The sequence below is a fragment of the Streptomyces sp. NPDC001410 genome (assembly GCF_042895235.1).
Lineage (GTDB): Bacteria > Actinomycetota > Actinomycetes > Streptomycetales > Streptomycetaceae > Streptomyces.
The window spans coordinates 178726-201623 of the sequence record NZ_JBIAWE010000010.1 but is presented as its reverse complement, the minus strand read 5'-3'; the positions used below and the strand labels follow the sequence as shown (position 1 = coordinate 201623).

The following is a 22898-nucleotide window of genomic DNA, read 5'->3' as shown; positions in this document are numbered from 1 at the left end:
AACTATTGACTTCGAAACTTGAAGGCATAGTCTCTGCAACGTTGCTTTTACCTTCAGGTGTCACCACCTGAGAGGGCTCACCCCCACCCGGCAGCGTTGCCGTGGCCCGAGGAGTTTTTTTCGTGACCAGCACAGCGCAGGCACAGCAAGGAGCCAGGACGGCTCACCCCGAGCATCTCGGGCACGTCATCTTCATCGCGGCGGCGGCCGCGATGGGCGGCTTCCTGTTCGGCTACGACAGCTCCGTGATCAACGGCGCCGTCGAGGCCATCCGTGACCGCTACGACATCGGCTCCGCGGCCCTCGCCCAGGTCATCGCCATCGCCCTGATCGGCTGCGCCATCGGCGCCGCGACCGCCGGCCGCATGGCCGACCGGATCGGCCGTATCCGCGTGATGCAGATCGCCGCCCTGCTGTTCACGGTCAGCGCCGTCGGGTCGGCCCTGCCCTTCTCGCTGTGGGACTTCGCCCTCTGGCGCGTCGTCGGCGGCTTCGCCATCGGCATGGCCTCGGTCATCGGCCCCGCCTACATAGCCGAGGTCGCCCCGCCCGCGTACCGCGGCCGCCTCGGCTCCTTCCAGCAGGCCGCGATCGTCATCGGCATCGCCATCTCGCAGCTGGTCAACTGGGGCCTGCTGGGCGCCGCCGGCGGCGACCAGCGCGGCAAGCTGATGGGCCTGGAGGCCTGGCAGGTCATGCTCGGCGTGATGGTCGTCCCGGCCGTGCTGTACGGCCTGCTCTCCTTCGCGATCCCCGAGTCCCCGCGCTTCCTGATCTCCGTCGGCAAGCGTGACCGCGCCCGCGAGATCCTCGCCGAGGTCGAGGGTCAGGACCGTGACCTGGACGCCCGTGTCGCCGAGATCGAGCAGGCGATGAACAGCGAGCACAAGTCCACCTTCAAGGACCTGCTCGGCGGTGGCTTCTTCTTCAAGCCGATCGTCTGGATCGGCATCGGCCTCTCGGTCTTCCAGCAGTTCGTCGGCATCAACGTCGCGTTCTACTACTCCTCGACGCTGTGGCAGTCGGTCGGTGTCGACCCGACGGACTCGTTCTTCTACTCCTTCACGACGTCGATCATCAACATCGTCGGCACCGTGATCGCGATGATCTTCGTGGACCGCGTCGGCCGCAGGCCGCTGGCGCTCATCGGCTCGGTCGGCATGGCCGTCGGCCTCGCGCTGGAGGCCTGGGCGTTCTCCCACCACCTGGTCGACGGCAAGCTGCCCGCGACCCAGGGCTGGATCGCCCTGGTCGCCGCCCATGTGTTCGTCCTCTTCTTCGCCCTGTCCTGGGGCGTGGTCGTCTGGGTCATGCTCGGCGAGATGTTCCCGAACAAGATCCGCGCCGCCGCCCTGGGCGTGGCCGCCGCCGCGCAGTGGATCGCCAACTGGGCCATCACCGCGAGCTTCCCGTCGCTGGCCGACTGGAACCTGTCCGGCACCTACGTGATCTACACGGTGTTCGCCGCGCTCTCCATCCCGTTCGTCCTGAAGTTCGTCAAGGAGACGAAGGGCAAGGCGCTGGAGGAGATGGGCTAGACCCCACAGTCCCGAGGAGACGGGCCAAGTCCCCGCTGCCCGGCTCCTCGTACCGTCCGTCGCCCCCGGCCCGGCCACTGCCCGGACCGGGGGCGGCGGTGTGTCGTACGGGCGTGGTCACCAGATGAGGACGCGGGCGCCGAGGGGAAGGTAACGGGCACCCGGCGAGCGCACCACGTCCGATCCCCACACCTTCCAGCGCCAGGACTCGAACCCGGCCGAGTCGTCGCACCTCTCGGGCACGTCGAGCACGTCGAACTCGCCGTTCGGTCCCCGGACGACCACGTCCACGCCAAGCGTCATGGGCCCAGTGGATCACCGCCGGACCAGACCGGAGAGCGGTTGTCGCATCAGCTCAGCCCCCCAGCGCCGGAAGCACCCGCTCCGCGAACAACCGCAGGCTGCGCCAGCCCTCCTCCACCGGCATCCCGCCCGCCAGCGGATGCAGGACGAGACTGTCCAGACCCTGCGCCACGCACTGCTCCGGCGTGAGGATCCGGTACACGCCCTCGGCGCGCAGCTCCTCGACCGTCGTGGCCGCCGACCGCACCGCCGAGCGGATGTCGCCGGACTGCCAGGAGGCGTAGGTCCGGGCCTCGTGCAGGAAGTGCTCGCCGTACTCGGACCACGCCCGGTCCGGATCCTCGGCGAGGTGCAGCAGCGGGGTCTCGGCCGCGGGCATCATCGTCCAGCCCTCGGTGCCGAACACGGTGAGCTGTTCCTTGTAGTACGCCTCCAGCTCCGGCAGATGCGCACTCGGGAAGAACGGCAGACCGAGCCGGGCGGCCCGGCGGGCGGCGGCCTTCGAGGAACCGCCGACCAGCAGCAGGGGGTGCGGATCGGTGTACGGGCGCGGGGTGAGCCGTACCGTACGGCCCCGGTACGTGAACTCCTCGCCGGTCCACGCCCTCAGCAGGGTCTCCAGCAACTCGTCCTGCAGCCGGCCGCGCCGTTTCCAGTCCACGTCGAACAGGGCGTACTCCTCGGGCCGGTAGCCGATCCCGGCCACCGTCACCAGCCGGCCGCCGCTGAGCAGATCCAGTACGGCGATCTCCTCGGCCAGCCGCAGTGGATCGTGCAGCGGGCCGATCACCGCCGACACCGTCACCGCGATGTTCCGGGTCGCCCCGAACACCGCGCCCGCGAAGGCGAACGGCGACGGCAGCCAGTTGTTGTCGGCGCCGTGGTGCTCCTCGGTCTGGACGGTGGTGATCCCGTGCTCGTCCGCGTACGCGGCCATCTCCAGGGCGGCCCGGTAGCGGGCGGCGAGGGAGGCGGGGGCGGCGCCGGGAGCGACGAGGTTGAAACGCACGACCGTGACGGGCATGGAAAGTCCCCCTCCGGTACTACTCGGTGGAGGGGGACGGTAGCTGACGGGGCGTCAGACGGCCAGAGGCTCGGCCTCCTCGGCCTTCGCTGCCTCCGCCGCCGCCTGCGGCGTGCGGGTGGTGTCGGTCATGGCCGCGCCGTCGTACTCGGTGCGTAGGCGCCGGTCACCGCGTTGATCGTCTCCCAGCCCAGTGGGCGACCCGGATCAGCGCACGCTGCGCAGCTGACACCGGACGGGTTGTGACTCCCCCTTCAAGGGCTTCCCGCAGGCTTGAAGCCAGGCGGCGGGCCGGCCCGGCCCGGGGGCACGCGGCCCGCACCGCAGAACGACGGACCGAGCAGGGGGGTCGCGCATACTGGAGCCGTTATGGAAACCGTCATCCTTGCTGTAGTCATCGCCGTGGTCGTGCTCGGCGCGCTCGGCGGGCTCATCGTCGGCAGCCGGCGCAGGAAGCCGCTGCCCCCGCCGCCGCCCGCCGCGCCCGACATCACCGCGCCCCCGGCCGAGCCGCACGTCGGCGACGAGGCCGAGACGCCGCGCGACGAACCGCGCCGGACGATCGAGGAGGTGGATCTCCCCGGCGGCTCGGCACCGGTCGCCGTGGAGGAGCCCCCCTCTGTCGAGGCTCCCGAGATCGAGATCCCGGAGCCCACCGCCGGGCGGCTGGTCCGCCTGCGCGCCCGCCTGTCCCGCTCGCAGAACGCCCTCGGCAAGGGCCTGCTCACGCTGCTGTCCCGCGAGCACCTCGACGAGGACACCTGGGAGGAGGTCGAGGACACGCTGCTCACCGCCGACGTCGGCGTGCAGCCCACGCAGGAGCTGGTCGAGCGGCTGCGCGAGCGCGTGAAGGTGCTCGGTACCCGCACCCCCGAGGAACTGCGCGGCCTGCTGCGCGAAGAGCTGCTCAAGCTCGTCGGCACCGAAGTCGACCGCACGGTCAAGACCGAGCCCGAGGACCGCAAGCCCGGCATCGTGATGGTCGTCGGCGTCAACGGCACCGGCAAGACCACCACCACCGGCAAGCTCGCCCGAGTCCTGGTCGCCGACGGCCGTACCGTCGTCCTGGGTGCGGCCGACACCTTCCGGGCCGCCGCCGCCGACCAGCTGCAGACCTGGGGTGAGCGCGTCGGCGCCTACACCGTGCGCGGGCCGGAGGCCGGCGACCCCGCCTCCGTCGCCTTCGACGCGGTCAAGGAAGGCAAGGAGATGGGGGTCGACGTCGTCCTCATCGACACCGCAGGGCGTCTGCACACCAAGACCGGCCTCATGGACGAGCTGGGCAAGGTCAAGCGCGTGGTCGAGAAGCACGCGCCGCTGGACGAGGTGCTGCTCGTCCTCGACGCCACCACCGGCCAGAACGGTCTGGTGCAGGCCCGGGTGTTCGCCGAGGTCGTGGACATCACCGGCATCGTGCTGACCAAGCTGGACGGCACGGCCAAGGGCGGCATCGTGGTCGCGGTCCAGCGCGAGCTGGGTGTGCCGGTCAAGCTGATCGGCCTCGGCGAGGGCGCGGACGACCTGGCGCCGTTCGAGCCGGAGGCGTTCGTGGATGCCCTTATCGGTGACTGACCGCCGGGGGGTAAATTTACTCCCACTTTCAAAGAAGCGCCCGCTCCCAAGGTGTAGTTGGGGACGGGCGCTTCGCCTTGTGCGCTAGGCGCGGGCCCGCGACCGGTGCGCCACATACGCCAGCGTGCCCAGCAGCAGCCGTGCCGCCGGTGGCCGGGTCGCCGAGTCCAGGGCCGGCGGGCGCAGCCAGCGCACCGGGCCTAGGCCCCCCCGGTCGGAGGGCGGGGCGGTGATGTACGTGCCCGGGCCGAGGCCGTGCAGATCCAGGGCGGACGGGTCGTCCCAGCCCATGCGGTAGAGCAGCTGGGGGAGCTCGGCGGCGGCGCCGGGGGCGACGAAGAAGTGGGTGCGGCCGTCCGGGGTCGCGGCTACCGGGCCGAGCGGAAGGCCCATGCGTTCGAGACGGACCAGGGCGCGGCGCCCGGCGCGCTCGGCGACCTCGACGACGTCGAACGCGCGGCCGACGGGCAGCATCACGGACGCGCCCGGGAACTCGGCCCACGCCTTGGACACCTCGTCGAGCGTGGCCCCGGCCGAGACCTGCGGCGCGAAGTCGAGCGGGTGCGCGCCCGGCGCCGCACAGTCCGGGTGCCCGCAGGAGCAGGTGCCCGCCGCCGCCCGTGCGCCCGGCACCACGTCCCAGCCCCACAGCCCGGTGAACTCGGCGACGGCGGTGCACTCCGACGAGCGGCCGCGTCGACGCGTGCCGGAGCGGATCTCGCGAATGCCGCCGATCGTGAAGCCCATGCCCCCTCCAACGGGTCCAGCGCGCCGGTGGTTACGACACGGAGCGAGATGGAAGCGGAACGTGACGCTACGAGTCCGCCTCCCCTCACTCCTGTGAGGCCAAGGCGGCGCTTTGCAGTGCCACGGGTGGTGCATGGGAGTTCACGCGCCCCTGTGTGCATCACTCCGCCCACTTCCGGCCGTCCTATGTCAAGTGAATCGCGAGGAGGCCATCGTGAGTTCATTCGAAGGGGTGGCGAATGGTGGCGTTTCAGGGATCGCCATGGCTGGACGGGTGATCGTAGGATTACTGTGAGTGTGCGAGTCCTGGGGGCATATGCACCCGTGGGTATGCCGGAGGCGAGTCGTCAACTCGTTCGAAGAGTGAGAACCGGCGGACGAGAGGCCGTATTTACCGGCATTCTGATAGGGCTTGGCGCATTCGGCGACAAGTGGTCTCAGGGATGGGGGCGTTCCAGTGGGCGGCAACGGCGGTAGCGGAATGAACGCTGACAAGCGCCCCAACGAGCTGCTCGGTTCGTGGTTCGTGCGCAGCGGCTGGTCCAAGGGCGAGCTGGCCCGTCAGGTGAACCGCCGGGCACGCCAGTTGGGTGCCAACCACATCTCCACGGACACCTCACGGGTGCGCCGCTGGCTGGACGGGGAGAACCCGCGCGAGCCGATCCCGCGGATCCTCTCCGAGCTGTTCTCGGAGCGCTTCGGCTGTGTCGTCTCCATCGAGGACCTCGGTCTGCGCGCCGCCCGTCAGTCACCCTCCGCGTCCGGCGTCGACCTGCCCTGGACGGGTCCGCAGACGGTGGCCCTGCTCAGCGAGTTCTCGCGCAGCGACCTGATGCTGGCGCGGCGCGGCTTCCTCGGGACCTCGCTGGCCCTGTCCGCGGGCCCGTCCCTCATCGAGCCCATGCAGCGCTGGCTCGTGCCGGCCCCTTCCTCGTCGGCCCCGTCCGAGCTCGAGTTCGAGCCCGTCTTCGAGTCCCGCAGGCCCGGCCGGCTGTCCAAGCCCGAGCTGGACCTGCTGGAGTCCACCACCCGGATGTTCCGCCAGTGGGACGCCCAGTGCGGCGGCGGCCTGCGCCGCAAGGCGGTCGTGGGCCAGCTGCACGAGGTCACCGACCTTCTCCAGGAACCCCAGCCCGAGGCCACCGCCCGCAAGCTCTTCAAGGTCGCCGCCGAGCTGGCCGAGCTGGCCGGCTGGATGTCGTACGACGTCGGGCTCCAGCCCACGGCGCAGAAGTACTTCGTCCTCGCCCTGCACGCCGCCAAGGAGGCCGGCGACAAGCCGCTCGGCTCGTACGTCCTGTCCAGCATGAGCCGCCAGATGATCCATCTCGGCCGGCCCGACGACGCCCTGGAGCTGATCCACCTCGCCCAGTACGGCAGCCGTGACTGCGCGAGCCCGCGCACCCAGGCCATGCTGTATGCGATGGAGGCCCGCGCCTACGCCAACATGGGCCAGCCCGGCAAGTGCAAGCGGGCGGTCCGGATGGCCGAGAACACCTTCGCCGAGGCCGACGAGTGGGACGAGCCCGACCCCGACTGGATCCGCTTCTTCTCCGAGGCCGAGCTGTACGGGGAGAACTCCCACTCCTTCCGCGACCTCGCCTACGTCGCCGGACGCAGCCCCACCTACGCCTCGCTGGCCGAGCCGCTGATGGCGCGGGCGGTGGACCTGTTCGCCAAGGACAGCGAGCACCAGCGGTCGTACGCGCTGAACCTGATCGGCATGGCCACCGTGCACCTGCTCCAGCGCGAGCCCGAGCGCAGCACGGAGTACGCCTCGCAGGCCATGGACATCGCCAAGAAGGTCCGCTCGGAGCGTGTGAACACTCGTATTCGAAAGACGGTCGACACGGCCGTGCGCGACTTCGGTGATCTCAGCGCCGTCGTCGGCCTCTCCGACCAGCTCGCCGTCGACCTCCCGGAGACCGCCGAGGCCGTCTGACATCGCAGGACACGCATGCCCCGGCCGCGGCCGGTCCTCCCGAACTGCCCGACTCGGCTCCCCCATGCCAGGTCATCGGAAGGCCCGCCGCGGTCGGCCCTTTTCCGCCGGAGGGATCCTCCGGAGAAGGTTGCGCCACGATAACGATCGGCGCGCCGGACATCATCCAGTTCATGGACGCGTAACACGCCAGGCGCCTTCGTCACCCCGGCGAAACAACGAGGGGCTTCCGTCGAAACCGCGCTGCGCCAATCTCATGGCGCATAACCGGCCCACCCCTCACTGACCGGACCGCTCAGGCACCGCCCGCACGGGGCCGTACCAACCGACGAGGAGACGCCGATGGCACCAGCCATCACGCTTGCCGCGGAGGCACCCAAGTTGTCCGCCGCGAACACAGGCTTCATGCTCATCTGTTCCGCCCTGGTGCTGATCATGACCCCGGGCCTCGCCTTCTTCTACGGGGGCATGGTCCGAGTCAAGAGCACCCTCAACATGCTGATGATGAGCTTCATCAGCATGGGCATCGTCACCATTCTCTGGGTGCTCTACGGCTTCTCCCTCGCCTTCGGCACGAACAACAGCCTCATCGGCTGGAACTCCGACTGGTTCGGGCTCAGCAACATCGGACTGACGGAGCTGTGGGACGGCTACACCATCCCGATCTTCGTCTTCATGGTCTTCCAGATGATGTTCGCGATCATCACGCCGGCCCTGATAAGCGGCGCCCTCGCGGACCGCGTCAAGTTCTCGGCCTGGTCGCTCTTCATCGCCCTGTGGGTCACGGTCGTCTACGTGCCGGTCGCCCACTGGGTCTGGGGCGCCGACGGCTGGGCCTACAAGCTCGGCGTGATCGACTTCGCCGGTGGTACGGCGGTCCACATCAACGCGGGTGCCGCGGCGCTCGGCGTGATCCTGGTCATCGGCAAGCGCGTCGGCTTCAAGAAGGACCCGATGCGCCCGCACAGCCTCCCGCTGGTCATGCTCGGTGCCGGTCTGCTGTGGTTCGGCTGGTTCGGCTTCAACGCCGGCTCGTGGCTCGGCAACGACGACGGCGTCGGCGCGCTGATGTTCGTCAACACGCAGGTCGCGACGGCTGCCGCCATGCTGGCCTGGCTCGCCTACGAGAAGATCCGGCACGGCGCGTTCACCACGCTGGGTGCCGCCTCCGGTGCGGTCGCCGGTCTGGTCGCGATCACCCCGTCCGGTGGCGCGGTCTCCCCGCTCGGCGCGATCGCCGTCGGCGCCATCGCCGGTGTCGCCTGCGCCGCGGCCGTCGGTCTGAAGTTCAAGTTCGGCTACGACGACTCGCTCGACGTCGTCGGCGTCCACATGGTCGGCGGCATCATCGGCTCCCTGCTGATCGGCTTCTTCGCCACCGGAAAGGGCCAGTCCACCGCGACCGGTGTCCTCTACGGCGACCACAGCTGGACCCAGCTGTGGAAGCAGTGCGCCGGTGTCGGCGCGGTCCTCGCCTACTCCCTGATCGTCTCCGCGGTCCTCGCCTTCCTCCTCGACAAGACCATCGGCATGCGGGTCACCGAGGACGAGGAGATCTCGGGCATCGACCAGGCGGAGCACGCCGAGACCGCATACGACTTCAGCGGCGCCGGCGGCGGTGTCATCGGATCCGCCGCCCACGCCCCGGCCGTGGCCGCCGCGCAGAGCAAGAAGGTGGACGCATGAAGCTCATCACCGCAGTCGTCAAGCCCCACCGGCTGGACGAGATCAAGGAGGCCCTGCAGGCCTTCGGCGTCCACGGGCTGACGGTCACCGAGGCAAGCGGTTACGGTCGTCAGCGGGGCCACACCGAGGTCTACCGCGGTGCCGAGTACACCGTCGACCTGGTCCCCAAGATCCGCATCGAGGTACTGGCCGAGGACGACGACGCCGAGCAGCTGATCGAGGTCATCGTCAAGGCGGCCCGCACCGGCAAGATCGGTGACGGCAAGGTCTGGTCCCTGCCGGTCGAGACGGCCGTACGAGTCCGTACCGGCGAGCGCGGCCCGGACGCGCTCTGACACGACAGAAGGACAGGAGTCGCTGGGTGACGGGTACGGATGTGCGGAACGAAGCGGATGACTCGGGACCCAGCGGCTACGCGGCGGCCCGGCTGCGCCTCCTCAGCGAGGGGGCGCGGTCCGGGCCGCCGCGCCGTGCCGCCCTCGCCGAACTGACCGACGACTGGCTCGCCGGACTCTTCACGGCTGCGGCCGACGGCATGAAGGGCGTTTCGCTCGTCGGCGTGGGCGGCTACGGCCGCGGTGAGCTGTCCCCGCGCAGCGATCTCGACCTCCTGCTGCTGCACGACGGGAGCGACCCCGGCGCGATCGCCGCCCTGGCCGACCGCCTCTGGTACCCCGTCTGGGACCTGGGCCTCGCCCTCGACCACTCCGTGCGCACCCCCGCGGAGGCCCGCAAGACGGCCGGAGAGGATTTGAAAGTCCAACTCGGCCTCCTGGACGCCCGTCACCTCGCCGGCGACCTCGGCCTCACTGCCGGACTGCGCACGGCCGTCCTCGCCGACTGGCGCAACCAGGCACCCAAGCGCCTCCCCGAACTCCAGGAACTCTGCGCCGACCGCGCCGAACGCCAGGGCGAGCTGCAGTACCTCCTGGAGCCCGACCTCAAGGAGGCCCGCGGCGGTCTCCGGGACGCCACCGCCCTGCGCGCCGTGGCCGCCTCCTGGCTGGCCGACGCCCCGCGCGAGGGCCTCGCCGACGCACGCCGGCGCCTGCTCGACGTCCGAGACGCCCTGCACCTGGCCACCGGCCGGGCCACCGACCGGCTCGCACTGCAGGAACAGGACCAGGTCGCGGCCGAGCTGGGCCTGCTGGACGCCGACACCCTGTTGCGGCAGGTCTATGAATCGGCGCGCGTGATCTCGTACGCCAGTGACGTCACCTGGCGCGAGGTGGGGCGCGTGCTGCGCTCGCGCGCCGTCCGCCCGCGCCTGCGCGCCATGCTGGGCGGCGGCAAGCCGGTCGCCGAGCGCTCCCCGCTGGCCGAGGGGGTGGTGGAGCAGGACGGCGAGGTGGTGCTCGCCCGGACCGCACGCCCCGAACGCGACCCCGTGCTGCCCCTGCGGGCCGCGGCCGCCGCGGCGCAGGCCGGACTCCCGCTCTCCCTGCACGCCGTACGGCGCATGGCCGCCACCGTGCGCCCCCTGCCCACGCCCTGGCCCGCCGAGGCCCGCGAACAGCTGGTGACCCTGCTCGGCTCCGGCCGCCCGACCGTCGAGGTCTGGGAGGCCCTGGAGGCGGAGGGCCTGATCAGCCACCTCCTGCCGGACTGGGAGCGGGTCCGCTGCCGCCCACAGCGCAACGCCGTCCACATCTGGACCGTGGACCGGCACCTGATCGAGACGGCGGTCCGCGCCTCCGAGCTGACCCGCCGGGTCAGCCGCCCCGACCTGCTTCTCGTCTCCGCCCTGCTGCACGACATCGGCAAGGGCTGGCCCGGCGACCACTCCGTGGCCGGCGAGATCATCGCCAAGGACGTGGCCGCCCGGATCGGCTTCGACCGCACGGACGTGGCGGTGCTGTCCACGCTCGTACGGCACCACCTCCTGCTCATCGAAACGGCCACCCGGCGCGACCTGGAGGACCCCGCGACCGTCCGCTCGGTCGCCGAGGCCGTCGGCACCCAGAGCACGCTGGAGCTCCTGCACGCCCTCACCGAGGCGGACGCCCTGGCCACCGGCCCGGCCGCCTGGTCGTCCTGGCGCGGCTCCCTCGTCGCCGACCTCGTACGGCGTGTCGCCGCCGTCCTCGCCGGGGACGCCCCCGAGGAACCCGAGCCCGCCGCGCCGACGGCCGAGCAGGAACGCCTCGCCATCGAGGCCTTCCGCACCGGCAGCCCGGTCCTCGCCCTGCGCGCACAGAAGGAGCCGGTGCCCGACGACGAGGCCTCCGGCGCGCCCGAGCCGCTCGGCGTGGAGCTGCTCATCGCCGTACCCGACCAGCCCGCCGTGCTGCCCGCGGTCGCCGGTGTTCTCGCCGTGCACCGCCTGACCGTCCGCACGGCCGAGCTGAGCGCCCTGAGCCTGCCCGACGACGTCGACGACGGCTCGGTCCTGCTGCTGAACTGGCGGGTCGCGGCCGAGTACGGCTCCCTGCCGCAGGCCGCCCGGCTGCGCGCCGACCTCGTCCGCGCCCTCGACGGCTCCCTCGACATCGCGGGCCGCCTCGCCGAGCGGGACGCGGCCTACCCGCGCCGCCGCGGCTGGGTGGCCCCGCCGCCCCGTGTGACGGTGGCCCCGGCGGCCTCCCGCCACGCCACGGTGATCGAGGTGCGGACCCAGGACGCCCCCGGACTGCTGCACCGGATCGGGATGGCCCTGGAGAAGGCCGGGGTACGGGTGCGCAGCATGCACGTCAGCACCCTGGGCGCCAACGCCGTCGACGCGTTCTACGTCACCACCGGAGCGGGCGCACCCCTGCCGGGACCGGACGCGAACTCGCTGGCCCGGGTGCTCGAGGAGACCCTGAGGGGATGACCCTTCCCCGATGAGTTCATCGCCGGGATACCCTGGAGGGCGATTCCCAGCAGCCATCACCGACCCCGAGGACCGCGAGCGCCGTGTTCGACACTCTCTCCGATCGCCTGTCAGCGACTTTCAAGAACCTGCGCGGCAAGGGACGGCTCTCCGAGGCGGACATCGACGCCACCGCGCGCGAGATCCGGATCGCGCTCCTCGAAGCGGACGTGGCCCTGCCTGTCGTGCGCACGTTCATCAAGAACGTCAAGGAGCGCGCGCTCGGCGCCGAGGTCTCCAAGGCGCTGAACCCGGCCCAGCAGGTTCTGAAGATCGTCAACGACGAGCTCGTCACCATCCTCGGTGGCGAGACCCGGCGTCTGCGCTTCGCCAAGCAGCCCCCGACCGTGATCATGCTGGCTGGTCTGCAGGGTGCCGGTAAGACCACCCTCGCGGGCAAGCTCGGCAAGTGGCTCAAGGAGCAGGGCCACTCGCCGCTGCTCGTCGCCGCCGACCTCCAGCGCCCCAACGCCGTCAACCAGCTGAGCGTCGTCGCCGAGCGCGCCGGTGTCGCCGTCTACGCCCCGGAGCCGGGCAACGGCGTCGGTGACCCGGTCAAGGTCGCCAAGGACTCCATCGAGCACGCGCGGACCAAGGTCCACGACATCGTGATCGTGGACACCGCCGGCCGTCTCGGTATCGACCAGGAGATGATGCAGCAGGCTGCGGACATCCGCGACGCCGTCTCTCCGGACGAGATCCTGTTCGTCGTCGACGCGATGATCGGTCAGGACGCCGTCAACACCGCCGAGGCCTTCCGCGACGGCGTCGGCTTCGACGGCGTGGTGCTCTCCAAGCTCGACGGTGACGCCCGCGGTGGTGCCGCCCTGTCGATCCGCCAGGTCACCGGCAAGCCGATCATGTTCGCGTCGAACGGCGAGAAGCTCGAGGACTTCGACGCGTTCCACCCGGACCGCATGGCCTCCCGCATCCTCGACCTGGGTGACCTGCTCACCCTGATCGAGCAGGCGGAGAAGACGTTCAGCCAGGAAGAGGCCGCCAAGATGGCCTCCAAGCTGGCGTCGAAGAAGGGCCAGGACTTCACCCTGGACGACTTCCTGGCCCAGATGGAGCAGGTCAGGAAGATGGGCTCCATCTCCAAGCTGCTCGGCATGCTCCCGGGCATGGGCCAGATCAAGGACCAGATCAACAACCTGGACGAGCGGGACGTCGACCGCACGGCCGCGATCATCAAGTCGATGACCCCGGGCGAGCGCCAGGACCCGACGATCATCAACGGCTCGCGCCGCGCCCGTATCGCCAAGGGTTCCGGTGTCGAGGTCAGCGCGGTGAAGGGTCTCGTGGAGCGGTTCTTCGAGGCCCGCAAGATGATGTCCCGCATGGCCCAGGGCGGCGGCATGCCCGGCATGCCGGGGATCCCGGGCATGGGCGGCGGCGCCGGCCGGCAGAAGAAGCAGCCGAAGCAGGCCAAGGGCAAGCAGCGCTCCGGCAACCCGATGAAGCGCAAGCAGCAGGAGCTGGAGGCGGCCCAGCGCCGCGAGGCCGCCGCTCAGGGCGGCGGCGCCTTCGGGCTGCCGCAGCAGGGCGGTCAGGACTTCGAGCTCCCGGACGAGTTCAAGAAGTTCATGGGCTGAGTCCCGCTCGTACGCCACTGGGGGCGCCTCTCCGTCAGGGGGGCGCCCCCTGCGCGTGCCTGGGACCGTGATGTGCCGTAACGTCCAGATATGAGCGATGCGGCGCCCCCGCGCAAGGCTCCTGACCAGCCGTGGCGCGCCGAGGGCACACCGGATGAGTCGCCCCGGCGGACCGGCGGACGCAGGGGCGGCAAATGGTGGGGACTGCTCGTCACCGCGGTGATCGTCTTCCTGCTGGCCTACATAGGGCTGAACTACCTCGGCCAGGGCAACCAGCCGACGATCTCGTACACGGAATTCAGCAAGCAGGTCGGCGACGGCAACGTCGCCAAGATCTACTCCAAGGGCGATGCCATCCAGGGGCAGCTCAAGACCGCCCAGAGCAATCCGGACGGTGGCGGCAAGTACACCAAGTTCAAGACGCAGCGACCGGCCTTCGCGGACGACAAGCTGTGGCAGAACCTGAGCAGCCACGGCGTCACGGTGACGGCGCGGCCCGTCGTGCAGGAGCGCAGCCTCCTGTCCAACCTGCTGATCTCCCTGATCCCGATCGCCATCGTGGTCGCGGTGTGGATCTTCTTCGCACGGCGGTTCGGTGCGGGTCTGGGCGGTGCGGGCGGCATGTTCGGGCGCAAGGCGCCGCCCAAGCCGGTCGAGCTGAGGCCGGGCACCGGGCGCACGACGTTCGCCGACGTGGCCGGGATCGACGAGGTCAAGGGTGAGCTGGACGACGTCGTCGACTTCCTGAAACACCCCGACACCTACCGCAGGATGGGCGCGAAGATGCCCCGGGGCGTGCTGCTCGCGGGTTCGCCCGGCACGGGCAAGACCCTGCTGGCACGAGCGGTCGCGGGGGAGGCGGGCGTGCCGTTCTTCTCCGCCTCGGCGTCCGAGTTCATCGAGATGATCGTCGGTGTCGGCGCGTCCCGGGTCCGCGAGCTGTTCGCCGAGGCCCGCAAGGTGGCACCGTCGATCATCTTCATCGACGAGATCGACACCATCGGACGGGTGCGCGGCGCCGGCGCCTCGGTCAGCGGCCACGACGAGCGTGAGCAGACGCTGAACCAGATCCTCACGGAGATGGACGGCTTCTCGGGTTCGGAGGGCGTGATCGTCATCGCGGCGACGAACCGCGCGGACATCCTGGACCCGGCGCTGACCCGGCCCGGCCGCTTCGACCGGGTGGTCAACGTGGCCCCGCCGGACCGTAACGGACGCCAGGCGATCCTGCGGATCCACACCCGGGACATCCCGCTCGGATCCGACGTGGACCTGCCTCAGATGGCGCGTGTCACCCCGGGCATGACCGGTGCGGATCTGGCCAACCTCGCCAACGAGGCCGCTCTGCTCGCGGTCAAGCGCAAGCAGGAGCAGGTGACCCAGGCCGACCTGTCCGAGGCCCTGGAGAAGGTCCAGCTGGGCGCGGAGCGCACCCTCGTGATGCCCGAGGAGGACCGCCGCCGCACCGCGTACCACGAGAGCGGCCACGCTCTGCTCGGCATGCTGCAGCCCGGCGCCGACCCGGTCCGCAAGATCACCATCGTTCCGCGCGGCCGGGCGCTCGGGGTGACGATGTCCACGCCCGAGGTGGAGCGCTACGCGCACTCGGAGGAGTACCTGCGCGGTCGGATCATCGGCGCCCTGGGCGGCATGGCGGCCGAAGAGGTCGTCTACGGAGTCGTCACCACGGGCGCGGAGAACGACCTCGAGCAGGTCACCAACATCGCGCGCGGGATGGTGGCCCGCTGGGGCATGAGCGAGCGCGTCGGCCGTCTGTCCGCCCTCCCGAGCGATGCCCAGCAGGCGTACGGGCTGTCGGCCGCACCGCAGACCCTCGACGTGATCGACGCCGAGATGCGCCGGATCGTCGACGAGTGCTACGAGGAGGCGTGCCGCAAACTCCGCGACCACCGCGGCCAGCTGGACGCCTTGGCGCGGGCGCTGCTGGAGAACGAGACGCTGGAGGAGGCGGACGCCTACCGGATCGCCGGGATCACACGCCTCAGCAAGGACTCGGAGGCTTAGCGCACACGGGCGATCAGGTAACGGAAGACGTTCGGCATCCACACGGTGCCGTCCGGGCGCCGGTACGGATGCAGCGCCTCCGTCAGCTCCTTGTCCACCTGCTTGCGGTCGGTTGCCGCGACCGCCGCGTCGAACAGGCCCGTCGACAGCAGACCGCGTACGGCGCTGTCGGGGTCGGCGTACCCGAACGGGCAGGCCACCCGCCCCGAGCCGTCCGGTTTCAGACCGGCCCGCTGGGCGACCTCCTCCAGGTCGTCGCGCAGGGCGGGGCGCCAGCTGCGCGCGCTGCGCAGGGGATCGGCCAGCTTCGTCGCCACCCGCAGCACCGAGGAGGTCGCGCAGCGCTCCGGCGGGCCCCAGCCGGCCAGCACCACGGCCGCACCGTGCCCGGCCAGCGGCAGCGCGGCCGCCAGCAGCTCGCCGAGCCCCTCGGAGTCGCCCGCCAGACAGCCGATCGGCTCGAAGACGGTCACCAGGGTGTAGGGGGGCGTCTCCGCGTCGGCCGCGTCCTTCGGGGCACCCTCGACGACTCTCGTGCGGGTACGCGCGCGCGTACCGCGCGGATCGTCCGGCAGCAGGCGCTCGCGCGCGAGGGCGAGCCTTTCGGGGGAGGAGTCGACACCGGTGACCGCGGCCCCTCTGGAGGCCGCCATCAGCAGAGCGAGTCCGGAACCGCAGCGCAGGCCCAGCAGCCGCGTGGCAGGGCCCACTTCAAGTCGCTCGTAGACGGTCTCGTAGAGCGGCACCAGCATCCGCTCCTGGATCTCGGACCAGTCACGCGCGCGTGCGCACAGGTTCACCCGGGGCGGTACGGAGCCCGGGTGAGACAGGTGTTCCCGCACGAGCGTAGGTGTCATAGGTAAGCGCCCCATTCCGCCGACAGTTCGCCGCAGTGCCCGATTGCGTGGCCCCCGTGCCGTGCGCTCGCACTATCCACGTATGCCAGGTAACTCCCGGCTCGCGGTGCCGTCCAGGGGTCGTGTGGCCCGGCTTGGGGGCGCGTGCCGAGTGTGGCGAGATTTCACATCCACGCAATCTGGGTGACCGTACGGTGTCCACTTGCCCGGGGCGGGCCGGTGGCCGGGGGCGGGTACGGGCCGGGTAACGTCACGGGCGTCGCGGACGCTGACTGAGGTGACGGCCTCGTGCGAGAGCGACCGAAACACGTCTTGCGCATCCGCCGCCCACCGTCGTCCCGCCGCTACACGGCTGTTCGTACGTCAGAGTACGCACCGGCTTGGTATGAGCTGTGCGGCTTATCCGCAGATCAGCGCACCCGCCCTCGTCAGGACGCATCAGTGCCAACTGACGGGTACGTGCAAATTATTTGGGATGGCCCGGAATAGGAACACAGCGGCACCCCCGCTCGTTGTGATTACGTGAGCACGACACAGACAACACCTGTTCTCGCCGCAGAGCTGGCGCAGGCGTGGGCCGACATTCAGCGGTACCACCCCGAGCTGCCGGACCTTGCCGCGCCAGAGTCCCTGATCGGGGAGTCGTCGTCCGCGTGCGGTCACGAACTCTCCTTCGAGCGACTGCTCCATGAGGCAGTCCACGGCATCGCCGCCGCCCGCGGCGTGCGCGACACCTCCCGGGCCGGCCGCTACCACAACCGCAGATTCCTCGCGATCGCCGAGGAGCTGGGCCTGGACCACCCCGAGGAACCGCACCCCAGCAGCGGCTTCTCCCTGGTCACGCTCAACCCCGAGGCCAAGCGCCGCTACCGCCCGACCATCGAGCGGCTCCAGCGCGCACTGAAGGCCCACACGGTGGCCACCTCCGCCGACACCTCCCGCACCTTCCGCGGCCCGGCGGCCCGGCACGGCTCCTCGGGCGGCGGCGTTCGCGTGAAGGCCGTCTGCGACTGCGGGCGCAACGTCCGGGTGGTCCCGTCGGTCCTGGCCCAGGCTCCCATCGTGTGCGGCGGCTGCGGCAAACCGTTCCGCATCCCGGAGGTCGTGGGGGCGGCGGCGAGCTGAGACTGCGACTGCTCGTGGCAGCCGCATTCCACTCGCGCACGGCAACTTCACAGCACCGGGCGGCGCACCCGACGTGATCTCACCTCCACGCCGGGTGCCGCTGACCCGCGCCCAGCCGCACCCCGATCACCCCCGGCCGGAAGCGACCCGCGGGGTATGGCACAATGGCTAGCTGTACTCGACAGCCGCACAGGACCCCTCTCTCCTCCGGCTGACGCGTCCATCGGGCATTCGGGTACCGCAACCCCACGCGGCAGCTCGCCGTGCCCAACCACGTCAAATCCAGGAGAATCCACTCCCGTGGCAGTCAAGATCAAGCTGAAGCGTCTGGGCAAGATCCGTTCGCCTCACTACCGCATCGTCGTCGCCGACTCCCGCACTCGCCGTGACGGCCGTGCGATCGAGGAGATCGGCAAGTACCACCCGACCTACAACCCGTCGGTCATCGAGGTGGACGCCGACCGCGTGGCGTACTGGCTGGGTGTCGGCGCGCAGCCGACCGAGCCCGTCCTCGCCATCCTGAAGAAGACCGGCGACTGGCAGAAGTTCAAGGGCGAGCCCGCCCCGGCGCCGCTGCTCGTTGCCGCCCCGAAGGCCGCGCGTCCGTCGTTCGAGGCTCTCGGCGGTGACGACGAGGGCAAGGGTGAGGCGATCACCCAGAAGAAGAAGGCTGAGAAGAAGGACGAGGCGGCCGCCGAGTCCGAGTCGACCGAGGCCTGAGCAGCATGCTCGAAGAGGCGCTTGAGCACCTCGTGAAGGGCATCGTCGACAACCCTGACGATGTGCAGGTCGCCTCGCGCGACCTGCGCCGCGGGCGCGTGCTGGAGGTCCGGGTCCACCCCGACGACCTCGGCAAGGTGATCGGCCGCAACGGTCGTACCGCGCGCGCTCTGCGTACCGTCGTGGGCGCCATCGGCGGCCGCGGTGTCCGCGTCGACCTCGTCGACGTGGACCACGTCCGCTGACGCTTCATCGCAACCGGCTCGGGCCGGGGAGGGCCACTGGGCCGTCCCCGGCCCGCAGTCGTATGACAGGAGATCTGTACACGTGCAGCTGGTAGTCGCGCGGATCGGCCGCGCCCACGGCATCAAGGGCGAGGTCACCGTCGAGGTACGTACCGACGAGCCGGAGCTCCGGCTCGCCCCGGGCGCCGTTCTGGCCACCGACCCGGCCTCCACCGGGCCCCTCACCATCGCCACCGGCCGCGTCCACAGCGGCCGCCTGCTGCTGCGCTTCGAGGGCGTCAGCGACCGCAACGCCGCCGAGGCCCTGCGCAACACCCTGCTGATCGCCGAGATCGACCCCGAGGAACTCCCCGAGGACGAGGACGAGTACTACGACCACCAGCTCATCGACCTCGACGTGGTCACCGAGGACGGCACGGAGGTCGGCCGGATCACCGAGATCTCGCACCTGCCCTCCCAGGACCTCTTCATCGTGGAGCGCCCCGACGGCAGCGAGGTGATGATCCCCTTCGTGGAGGAGATCGTCACCGAGATCGACCTGGAGGAGCAGAAGGCGGTCATCGCGCCTCCGCCGGGCCTGATCGACGACCGCGCGGTGATCGACTCGACCCGGGACGAGTCCTGATGCGCCTCGACGTCGTCACGATCTTCCCCGAGTACCTGGAGCCGCTGAACGTCTCCCTGGTCGGCAAGGCACGCGCGCGCGGACAGCTGAACGTGCACGTGCACGACCTGAGGTCCTGGACGTACGACCGGCACAACACCGTCGACGACACCCCGTACGGCGGCGGCCCCGGCATGGTCATGAAGACCGACCCCTGGGGCGATGCCCTGGACACGGTCCTCGCCGACGGCTACGAGACCGGCGCAGCGGCACCCGCGCTGATCGTGCCCACTCCGAGCGGCCGCCCCTTCACGCAGGAACTCGCGGTCGAACTCTCCGAGCGCCCCTGGCTGATCTTCACCCCGGCCCGCTACGAGGGCATCGACCGGCGCGTCATGGACGAGTACGCCACCCGGATGCCCGTCTACGAGGTCTCCATCGGCGACTACGTGCTCGCCGGCGGCGAGGCGGCCGTCCTGGTCGTCACGGAGGCCGTGGCCCGGCTGCTGCCCGGCGTCCTCGGCAACGCCGAGTCCCACCGGGACGACTCCTTCGCGCCCGGCGCGATGGCCAATCTCCTGGAAGGCCCCGTCTACACCAAGCCGCCCGTCTGGCGCGGCCGGGACATCCCGGAGGTGCTGCTCAGCGGCCACCACGGCAAGATCGCCCGCTGGCGCCGCGACGAGGCCCTGAAGCGCACGACGGCCAACCGGCCCGACCTGATCGAGCGCTGCGACCCCAAGGCCTTCGACAAGAAGGACCGCGAGATGCTCTCCATCCTGGGCTGGGAACCCGACCCGGACGGGAAGCCGTACGGTCGATTTTGGCGTCGGGCCGAGGGCGTGGAAGAATAGACCGCTGTTGTGCGTCCGTCCGGCGTGCGCCCCTGCCACAGGGGGACACGACGCCCGTTCCGACCCGCACACGGCTTCATGCAAACACCTAGCTCCCGTTGATGACCTGTGGCATCAGCGAAGAAAGCAGACGAAATGTCTCACCTGCTCGACTCCGTCGACGCCGCGTCGCTGCGCAGCGACATCCCGGCCTTCCGCCCGGGTGACACCGTCAACGTCCACGTCCGCGTCATCGAGGGCAACCGCTCCCGTGTGCAGCAGTTCAAGGGCGTTGTGATCCGTCGCCAGGGCTCCGGTGTCCGCGAGACCTTCACGGTCCGCAAGGTCTCGTTCTCCGTCGGCGTCGAGCGCACCTTCCCGGTGCACACCCCGATCGTCGAGAAGATCGAGCTGGTCACCCGTGGTGACGTGCGCCGCGCCAAGCTGTACTACCTCCGTGACCTGCGCGGCAAGGCCGCGAAGATCAAGGAGAAGCGCGAGAGCTGAGCGCTTTCCCGGGGTCACAGCGGAGCCGGATAACATCTGGCTCCGATGGACACCGAAGCACAGCCGACGGAACGCGACCGCTCCTCCCACCCCGGTACTCCGGGGACGGAGGGCCGGTCGCGTTTCGCGTTGGTGTCGCGGCTCGCCGAGTGGCTGCCGGGCGGCAGGATCACTCTCACCCTCTTCGCCTGCCTGGCGTTCTTGCTGCTCCTCAACGCTTTCGTGGCGCAACCGTTCCAGATTCCGAGCGGATCCATGGAGCAGGGATTGAGGATCGGCGACCGCGTTCTCGTAAATAAGTTGGCGTACCGTTTCGGTGCCGAGCCACGCCGCGGTGACGTGGTTGTCTTCGACGGGACCGGGTATTTCGGGGACGCCGACTACATCAAGCGCGTTGTAGGGGTGGGGGGAGACCATGTGGTCTGCTGCGACAAGGAGGGGAGGCTCGAGGTGAACGGCCGGCCGGTCGACGAGACGGCGTTCCTCCATCCCGGGGACACCCCGTCCTCCGTCCCCTTCGATGTCGTCGTGCCCGCGGGCCGCCTGTTCGTCCTCGGGGACCACCGCAGCGACTCCAGCGACTCCCGCGACCACCTCGGCTCGCCCGGCGGCGGCATGATCCCCGTCGGCGACGTCATCGGCCGGGCCGACTGGATCGCCTGGCCGTACGACCACTGGACGCACCTGACGCGGCCGTCCGCGTACGCGCGCGTGCCCGCTCCGGACGGTGCGCATGGGTAACCGCGGAAAACCGCGCGGGGTGCCCAGCACCCCCGCCGACAACCTGCTGCCCACCGGCTCGCGGCGCACCTCCGCGCCAGGCGGTGGCCGCACGCGCGCGGAGCGGCGCAAGCTCCAGCGCAAGGTGAAGCGCAAGCGCAGGCGGTCGACTGTTCGGGAGATCCCCCTTCTGGTCGGTGTCGCCGTCCTCATAGCGCTGGTCCTGAAGACCTTCCTCGTCCAGGCGTTCGTGATCCCGTCGGGCTCCATGGAGCAGACGATCCGGATCGGCGACCGCGTCCTGGTCGACAAGTTCACCCCGTGGTTCGGCTCCAAGCCGCAGCGCGGGGACGTCGTCGTCTTCCACGACCCGGGCGGCTGGCTCCGCGACGAGCAGACCACCAAGAAGAACGACCCCGTCGTCGTCAAGCAGTTCAAGGAGGGCCTCACCTTCATCGGTCTGCTGCCCTCCGACAACGAGAAGGACCTGATCAAACGGGTCATCGGGGTCGGCGGCGACCACGTCAAGTGCTGTGACGCGCAGGGCCGGGTCACCGTCAACGGCGTTCCGCTGACCGAAGGGGACTACCTGTACCCGGGCAACTCACCCTCCTCCACGCCCTTCGACATCACCGTGCCCAAGGGCCGTCTGTGGGTGATGGGCGACCACCGGGACAACTCCGCGGATTCCCGCGCCCACCAGAACACCCCGTACGGCGGCACGGTCTCCGAGGACTCCGTGGTCGGCCGTGCCATGGTCATCGGCTGGCCCGTCGGGCACTGGACCAGCCTCGATGAACCTAAAACCTTCGCAAGCGTTTCCAACTCCGTGTCGGGGTCGTCCGCGGCCCCTCCGCTGTCGCATAGGGTTGCCTCCGACGATCCGAACGCATTGACCCAACTCCCGACCCCTGCGGAACTCCCGCTCGTTATGGGAGTGGTGGGCCTGCACCGTGGATGGCGCAGGCGGCGGCACAGAGTAAGGAGTTGGCGTGGGGGATGTGGCGGTTGGCGCACGGTCGGGACACGACGGCGAGGAGCACCGCGGTCACCCCGTGGACGGGAACGTCCCGGCTCCGGACGGGTCCGTGACCTCCGGATTCTCGGTGGCCGACGACGGCACGCCCGAGGACCGGCAGCCTCAGACCGGGAGTGACGGTACGGACGAGGCCGCACGCCCGCCGAAGAAGCCGCGCTCCTTCTGGAAGGAGCTGCCGATTCTGATCGGCATCGCGCTGGTCCTGGCGCTGCTGATCAAGACGTTCCTGGTGCAGGCGTTCTCGATCCCGTCCGACTCGATGCAGAACACCCTCCAGCAGGGTGACCGCGTCCTGGTCGACAAGCTCACCCCGTGGTTCGGCTCCGAGCCCGAGCGCGGCGAGGTCGTCGTCTTCCACGACCCGGACAACTGGCTGGCGGGCGAGCCGGCGCCCAACCCGAACGCGGTGCAGAAGGTGCTCAGCTGGATCGGCCTGATGCCGTCCGCGGAGGAGAAAGACCTGATCAAGCGCGTGATCGGGGTCGGTGGCGACACCATCCAGTGCAAGGGCACCGGCCCGCTGACGGTCAACGGCAAGGCGCTGAACGAGCCGTACGTCTACCCCGGCAACACGCCGTGCAGCCAGGACGACCAGGGCGGCCAGTTCAAGGTGACGGTCCCCAAGGGCTACATCTGGGTGATGGGCGACCACCGCCAGAACTCCCGTGACTCCCGCTACAACCAGTCCGACAAGAACCACGGCATGGTCCCGGTCGACAAGGTCGTCGGCCGCGCCATCGTCAAGGCCTGGCCGATCAACCGCTGGGGCACCCTGCCGGTCCCGGACACCTTCGACCAGGGCCTGGACCAGAAGTCCTCCGCCTCGGCGTCGCTGTCGGTGGCGCCCGGGGGTGTCGCGGTGGCCGCGGTCCTGCCGGTTGCGGTGTGGCGGCGCAGGCGGGCGGACCGCCCGGAGCCCAAGAAGCGGTAAGCAGTGGCCCACGCCGCGAAAGAGGGGCTGCCCC

At 70.3% G+C, this 22898-nt stretch carries 21 protein-coding genes; 17 read left to right on the top strand and 4 right to left on the bottom strand.

Annotated elements, in window-relative coordinates; all coding sequences use genetic code 11:
• Positions 1–122 precede the first annotated feature (122 nt).
• Complete coding sequence (locus ACFY3C_RS23405; protein ID WP_386576498.1) at positions 123–1538, top strand: sugar porter family MFS transporter; 1416 nt, start codon at positions 123–125, stop codon at positions 1536–1538.
• Between the two features lie 117 nt (positions 1539–1655).
• On the opposite strand, the gene ACFY3C_RS23400 is transcribed toward ACFY3C_RS23405, so the two are convergent.
• On the bottom strand, positions 1656–1841 hold the full coding sequence (locus ACFY3C_RS23400; RefSeq protein WP_386576497.1) for a hypothetical protein: 186 nt from the start codon (positions 1839–1841) through the stop codon (positions 1656–1658).
• Positions 1842–1893: 52 nt separating this feature from the next.
• Positions 1894–2865 carry an LLM class flavin-dependent oxidoreductase gene (locus ACFY3C_RS23395; RefSeq protein ID WP_389182316.1) on the bottom strand — a complete coding sequence of 324 codons (972 nt, stop codon included), beginning with the start codon at positions 2863–2865 and terminating at the stop codon, positions 1894–1896.
• Positions 2866–3234: 369 nt separating this feature from the next.
• Between ACFY3C_RS23395 and ftsY the strand changes: the two genes are divergently transcribed.
• Positions 3235–4437: a signal recognition particle-docking protein FtsY gene (ftsY, locus tag ACFY3C_RS23390; protein WP_386576494.1), complete on the top strand. Its 1203-nt coding sequence runs from the start codon at positions 3235–3237 to the stop codon at positions 4435–4437.
• Positions 4438–4521: 84 nt separating this feature from the next.
• Here the strand turns inward: ftsY and ACFY3C_RS23385 are convergent, their stop codons facing one another.
• Positions 4522–5184 (bottom strand): bifunctional DNA primase/polymerase, encoded by a 663-nt coding sequence (locus ACFY3C_RS23385; protein ID WP_390772100.1) that lies wholly within the window; start codon positions 5182–5184, stop codon positions 4522–4524.
• Between the two features lie 457 nt (positions 5185–5641).
• Here ACFY3C_RS23385 and ACFY3C_RS23380 point away from each other — a divergent pair, with 457 nt between their 5' ends.
• The 6 genes from ACFY3C_RS23380 (at position 5642) to ftsH (ending at position 15283) form a co-directional block, all read left to right on the top strand.
• Entirely contained in the window at positions 5642–7126 is a 1485-nt protein-coding gene (locus ACFY3C_RS23380) for a hypothetical protein (protein WP_386576492.1), read from the top strand.
• 342 nt (positions 7127–7468) lie between these two features.
• Positions 7469–8812, top strand: a complete 1344-nt coding sequence (locus ACFY3C_RS23375) for an ammonium transporter (RefSeq protein WP_386576491.1) — start codon at positions 7469–7471, stop codon at positions 8810–8812.
• Positions 8809–9147, top strand: coding sequence for a P-II family nitrogen regulator (locus ACFY3C_RS23370; protein WP_030990174.1), 339 nt, complete (start codon positions 8809–8811; stop codon positions 9145–9147). The genes ACFY3C_RS23375 and ACFY3C_RS23370 overlap by 4 nt, the downstream gene beginning before the upstream one ends.
• Before the next feature lie 26 nt (positions 9148–9173).
• Positions 9174–11624 (top strand): [protein-PII] uridylyltransferase, encoded by a 2451-nt coding sequence (locus ACFY3C_RS23365; RefSeq protein WP_390772099.1) that lies wholly within the window; start codon positions 9174–9176, stop codon positions 11622–11624.
• An 83-nt stretch (positions 11625–11707) separates the two neighbouring features.
• Positions 11708–13258, top strand: a complete 1551-nt coding sequence (gene ffh, locus ACFY3C_RS23360; RefSeq protein ID WP_386576489.1) for a signal recognition particle protein — start codon at positions 11708–11710, stop codon at positions 13256–13258.
• A gap of 90 nt (positions 13259–13348) precedes the next feature.
• The gene (gene ftsH, locus ACFY3C_RS23355; protein WP_386576487.1) at positions 13349–15283 is read left to right on the top strand and encodes an ATP-dependent zinc metalloprotease FtsH; all 1935 of its coding nucleotides are present in this window, start codon (positions 13349–13351) and stop codon (positions 15281–15283) included.
• On the opposite strand, the gene ACFY3C_RS23350 is transcribed toward ftsH, so the two are convergent.
• Positions 15280–16140: a class I SAM-dependent methyltransferase gene (locus ACFY3C_RS23350; protein WP_386576486.1), complete on the bottom strand. Its 861-nt coding sequence runs from the start codon at positions 16138–16140 to the stop codon at positions 15280–15282. The two genes, ftsH and ACFY3C_RS23350, sit on opposite strands and share 4 nt — an antisense overlap.
• A 522-nt stretch (positions 16141–16662) precedes the next feature.
• Here ACFY3C_RS23350 and ACFY3C_RS23345 point away from each other — a divergent pair.
• The 9 genes from ACFY3C_RS23345 (at position 16663) to lepB (ACFY3C_RS23305) (ending at position 22864) form a co-directional block, all read left to right on the top strand.
• Positions 16663–17265 carry a hypothetical protein gene (locus tag ACFY3C_RS23345; RefSeq protein ID WP_386576485.1) on the top strand — a complete coding sequence of 201 codons (603 nt, stop codon included), beginning with the start codon at positions 16663–16665 and terminating at the stop codon, positions 17263–17265.
• Between the two features lie 300 nt (positions 17266–17565).
• Positions 17566–17985 (top strand): 30S ribosomal protein S16, encoded by a 420-nt coding sequence (gene rpsP / locus ACFY3C_RS23340; RefSeq protein WP_071370664.1) that lies wholly within the window; start codon positions 17566–17568, stop codon positions 17983–17985.
• Positions 17986–17990: 5 nt separating this feature from the next.
• Positions 17991–18230, top strand: a complete 240-nt coding sequence (locus ACFY3C_RS23335; protein WP_005479813.1) for an RNA-binding protein — start codon at positions 17991–17993, stop codon at positions 18228–18230.
• 82 nt (positions 18231–18312) lie between these two features.
• Positions 18313–18855 (top strand): ribosome maturation factor RimM, encoded by a 543-nt coding sequence (rimM, locus tag ACFY3C_RS23330; protein ID WP_386576484.1) that lies wholly within the window; start codon positions 18313–18315, stop codon positions 18853–18855.
• The gene (trmD, locus tag ACFY3C_RS23325; protein ID WP_390772098.1) at positions 18855–19688 is read left to right on the top strand and encodes a tRNA (guanosine(37)-N1)-methyltransferase TrmD; all 834 of its coding nucleotides are present in this window, start codon (positions 18855–18857) and stop codon (positions 19686–19688) included. The genes rimM and trmD overlap by 1 nt, the downstream gene beginning before the upstream one ends.
• 135 nt (positions 19689–19823) lie before the next feature.
• On the top strand, positions 19824–20174 hold the full coding sequence (rplS, locus tag ACFY3C_RS23320; RefSeq protein ID WP_055704359.1) for a 50S ribosomal protein L19: 351 nt from the start codon (positions 19824–19826) through the stop codon (positions 20172–20174).
• A gap of 45 nt (positions 20175–20219) precedes the next feature.
• Positions 20220–20915 carry a signal peptidase I gene (gene lepB, locus ACFY3C_RS23315; RefSeq protein ID WP_390772097.1) on the top strand — a complete coding sequence of 232 codons (696 nt, stop codon included), beginning with the start codon at positions 20220–20222 and terminating at the stop codon, positions 20913–20915.
• Positions 20908–22050 carry a signal peptidase I gene (lepB, locus tag ACFY3C_RS23310; protein WP_390772096.1) on the top strand — a complete coding sequence of 381 codons (1143 nt, stop codon included), beginning with the start codon at positions 20908–20910 and terminating at the stop codon, positions 22048–22050. Before lepB (ACFY3C_RS23315) ends, lepB (ACFY3C_RS23310) begins: the two co-directional genes overlap by 8 nt.
• The gene (lepB, locus tag ACFY3C_RS23305; RefSeq protein ID WP_390772095.1) at positions 21983–22864 is read left to right on the top strand and encodes a signal peptidase I; all 882 of its coding nucleotides are present in this window, start codon (positions 21983–21985) and stop codon (positions 22862–22864) included. Before lepB (ACFY3C_RS23310) ends, lepB (ACFY3C_RS23305) begins: the two co-directional genes overlap by 68 nt.
• The last annotated feature ends 34 nt before the right edge of the window (positions 22865–22898 follow it).

Coding starts and splice junctions, on each gene's coding strand:
- ACFY3C_RS23400 (WP_386576497.1), bottom strand. CDS start 1,841: ATGACGCTTGGCGTGGACGTGGTCGTCCGGGGACCGAACGGCGAGTTC.
- ACFY3C_RS23395 (WP_389182316.1), bottom strand. CDS start 2,865: ATGCCCGTCACGGTCGTGCGTTTCAACCTCGTCGCTCCCGGCGCCGCC.
- ftsY (WP_386576494.1), top strand. CDS start 3,235: ATGGAAACCGTCATCCTTGCTGTAGTCATCGCCGTGGTCGTGCTCGGC.
- ACFY3C_RS23385 (WP_390772100.1), bottom strand. CDS start 5,184: ATGGGCTTCACGATCGGCGGCATTCGCGAGATCCGCTCCGGCACGCGT.
- ACFY3C_RS23375 (WP_386576491.1), top strand. CDS start 7,469: ATGGCACCAGCCATCACGCTTGCCGCGGAGGCACCCAAGTTGTCCGCC.
- ACFY3C_RS23370 (WP_030990174.1), top strand. CDS start 8,809: ATGAAGCTCATCACCGCAGTCGTCAAGCCCCACCGGCTGGACGAGATC.
- ftsH (WP_386576487.1), top strand. CDS start 13,349: ATGAGCGATGCGGCGCCCCCGCGCAAGGCTCCTGACCAGCCGTGGCGC.
- ACFY3C_RS23350 (WP_386576486.1), bottom strand. CDS start 16,140: ATGACACCTACGCTCGTGCGGGAACACCTGTCTCACCCGGGCTCCGTA.
- ACFY3C_RS23335 (WP_005479813.1), top strand. CDS start 17,991: ATGCTCGAAGAGGCGCTTGAGCACCTCGTGAAGGGCATCGTCGACAAC.
- trmD (WP_390772098.1), top strand. CDS start 18,855: ATGCGCCTCGACGTCGTCACGATCTTCCCCGAGTACCTGGAGCCGCTG.
- rplS (WP_055704359.1), top strand. CDS start 19,824: ATGTCTCACCTGCTCGACTCCGTCGACGCCGCGTCGCTGCGCAGCGAC.
- lepB (WP_390772097.1), top strand. CDS start 20,220: ATGGACACCGAAGCACAGCCGACGGAACGCGACCGCTCCTCCCACCCC.
- lepB (WP_390772096.1), top strand. CDS start 20,908: ATGGGTAACCGCGGAAAACCGCGCGGGGTGCCCAGCACCCCCGCCGAC.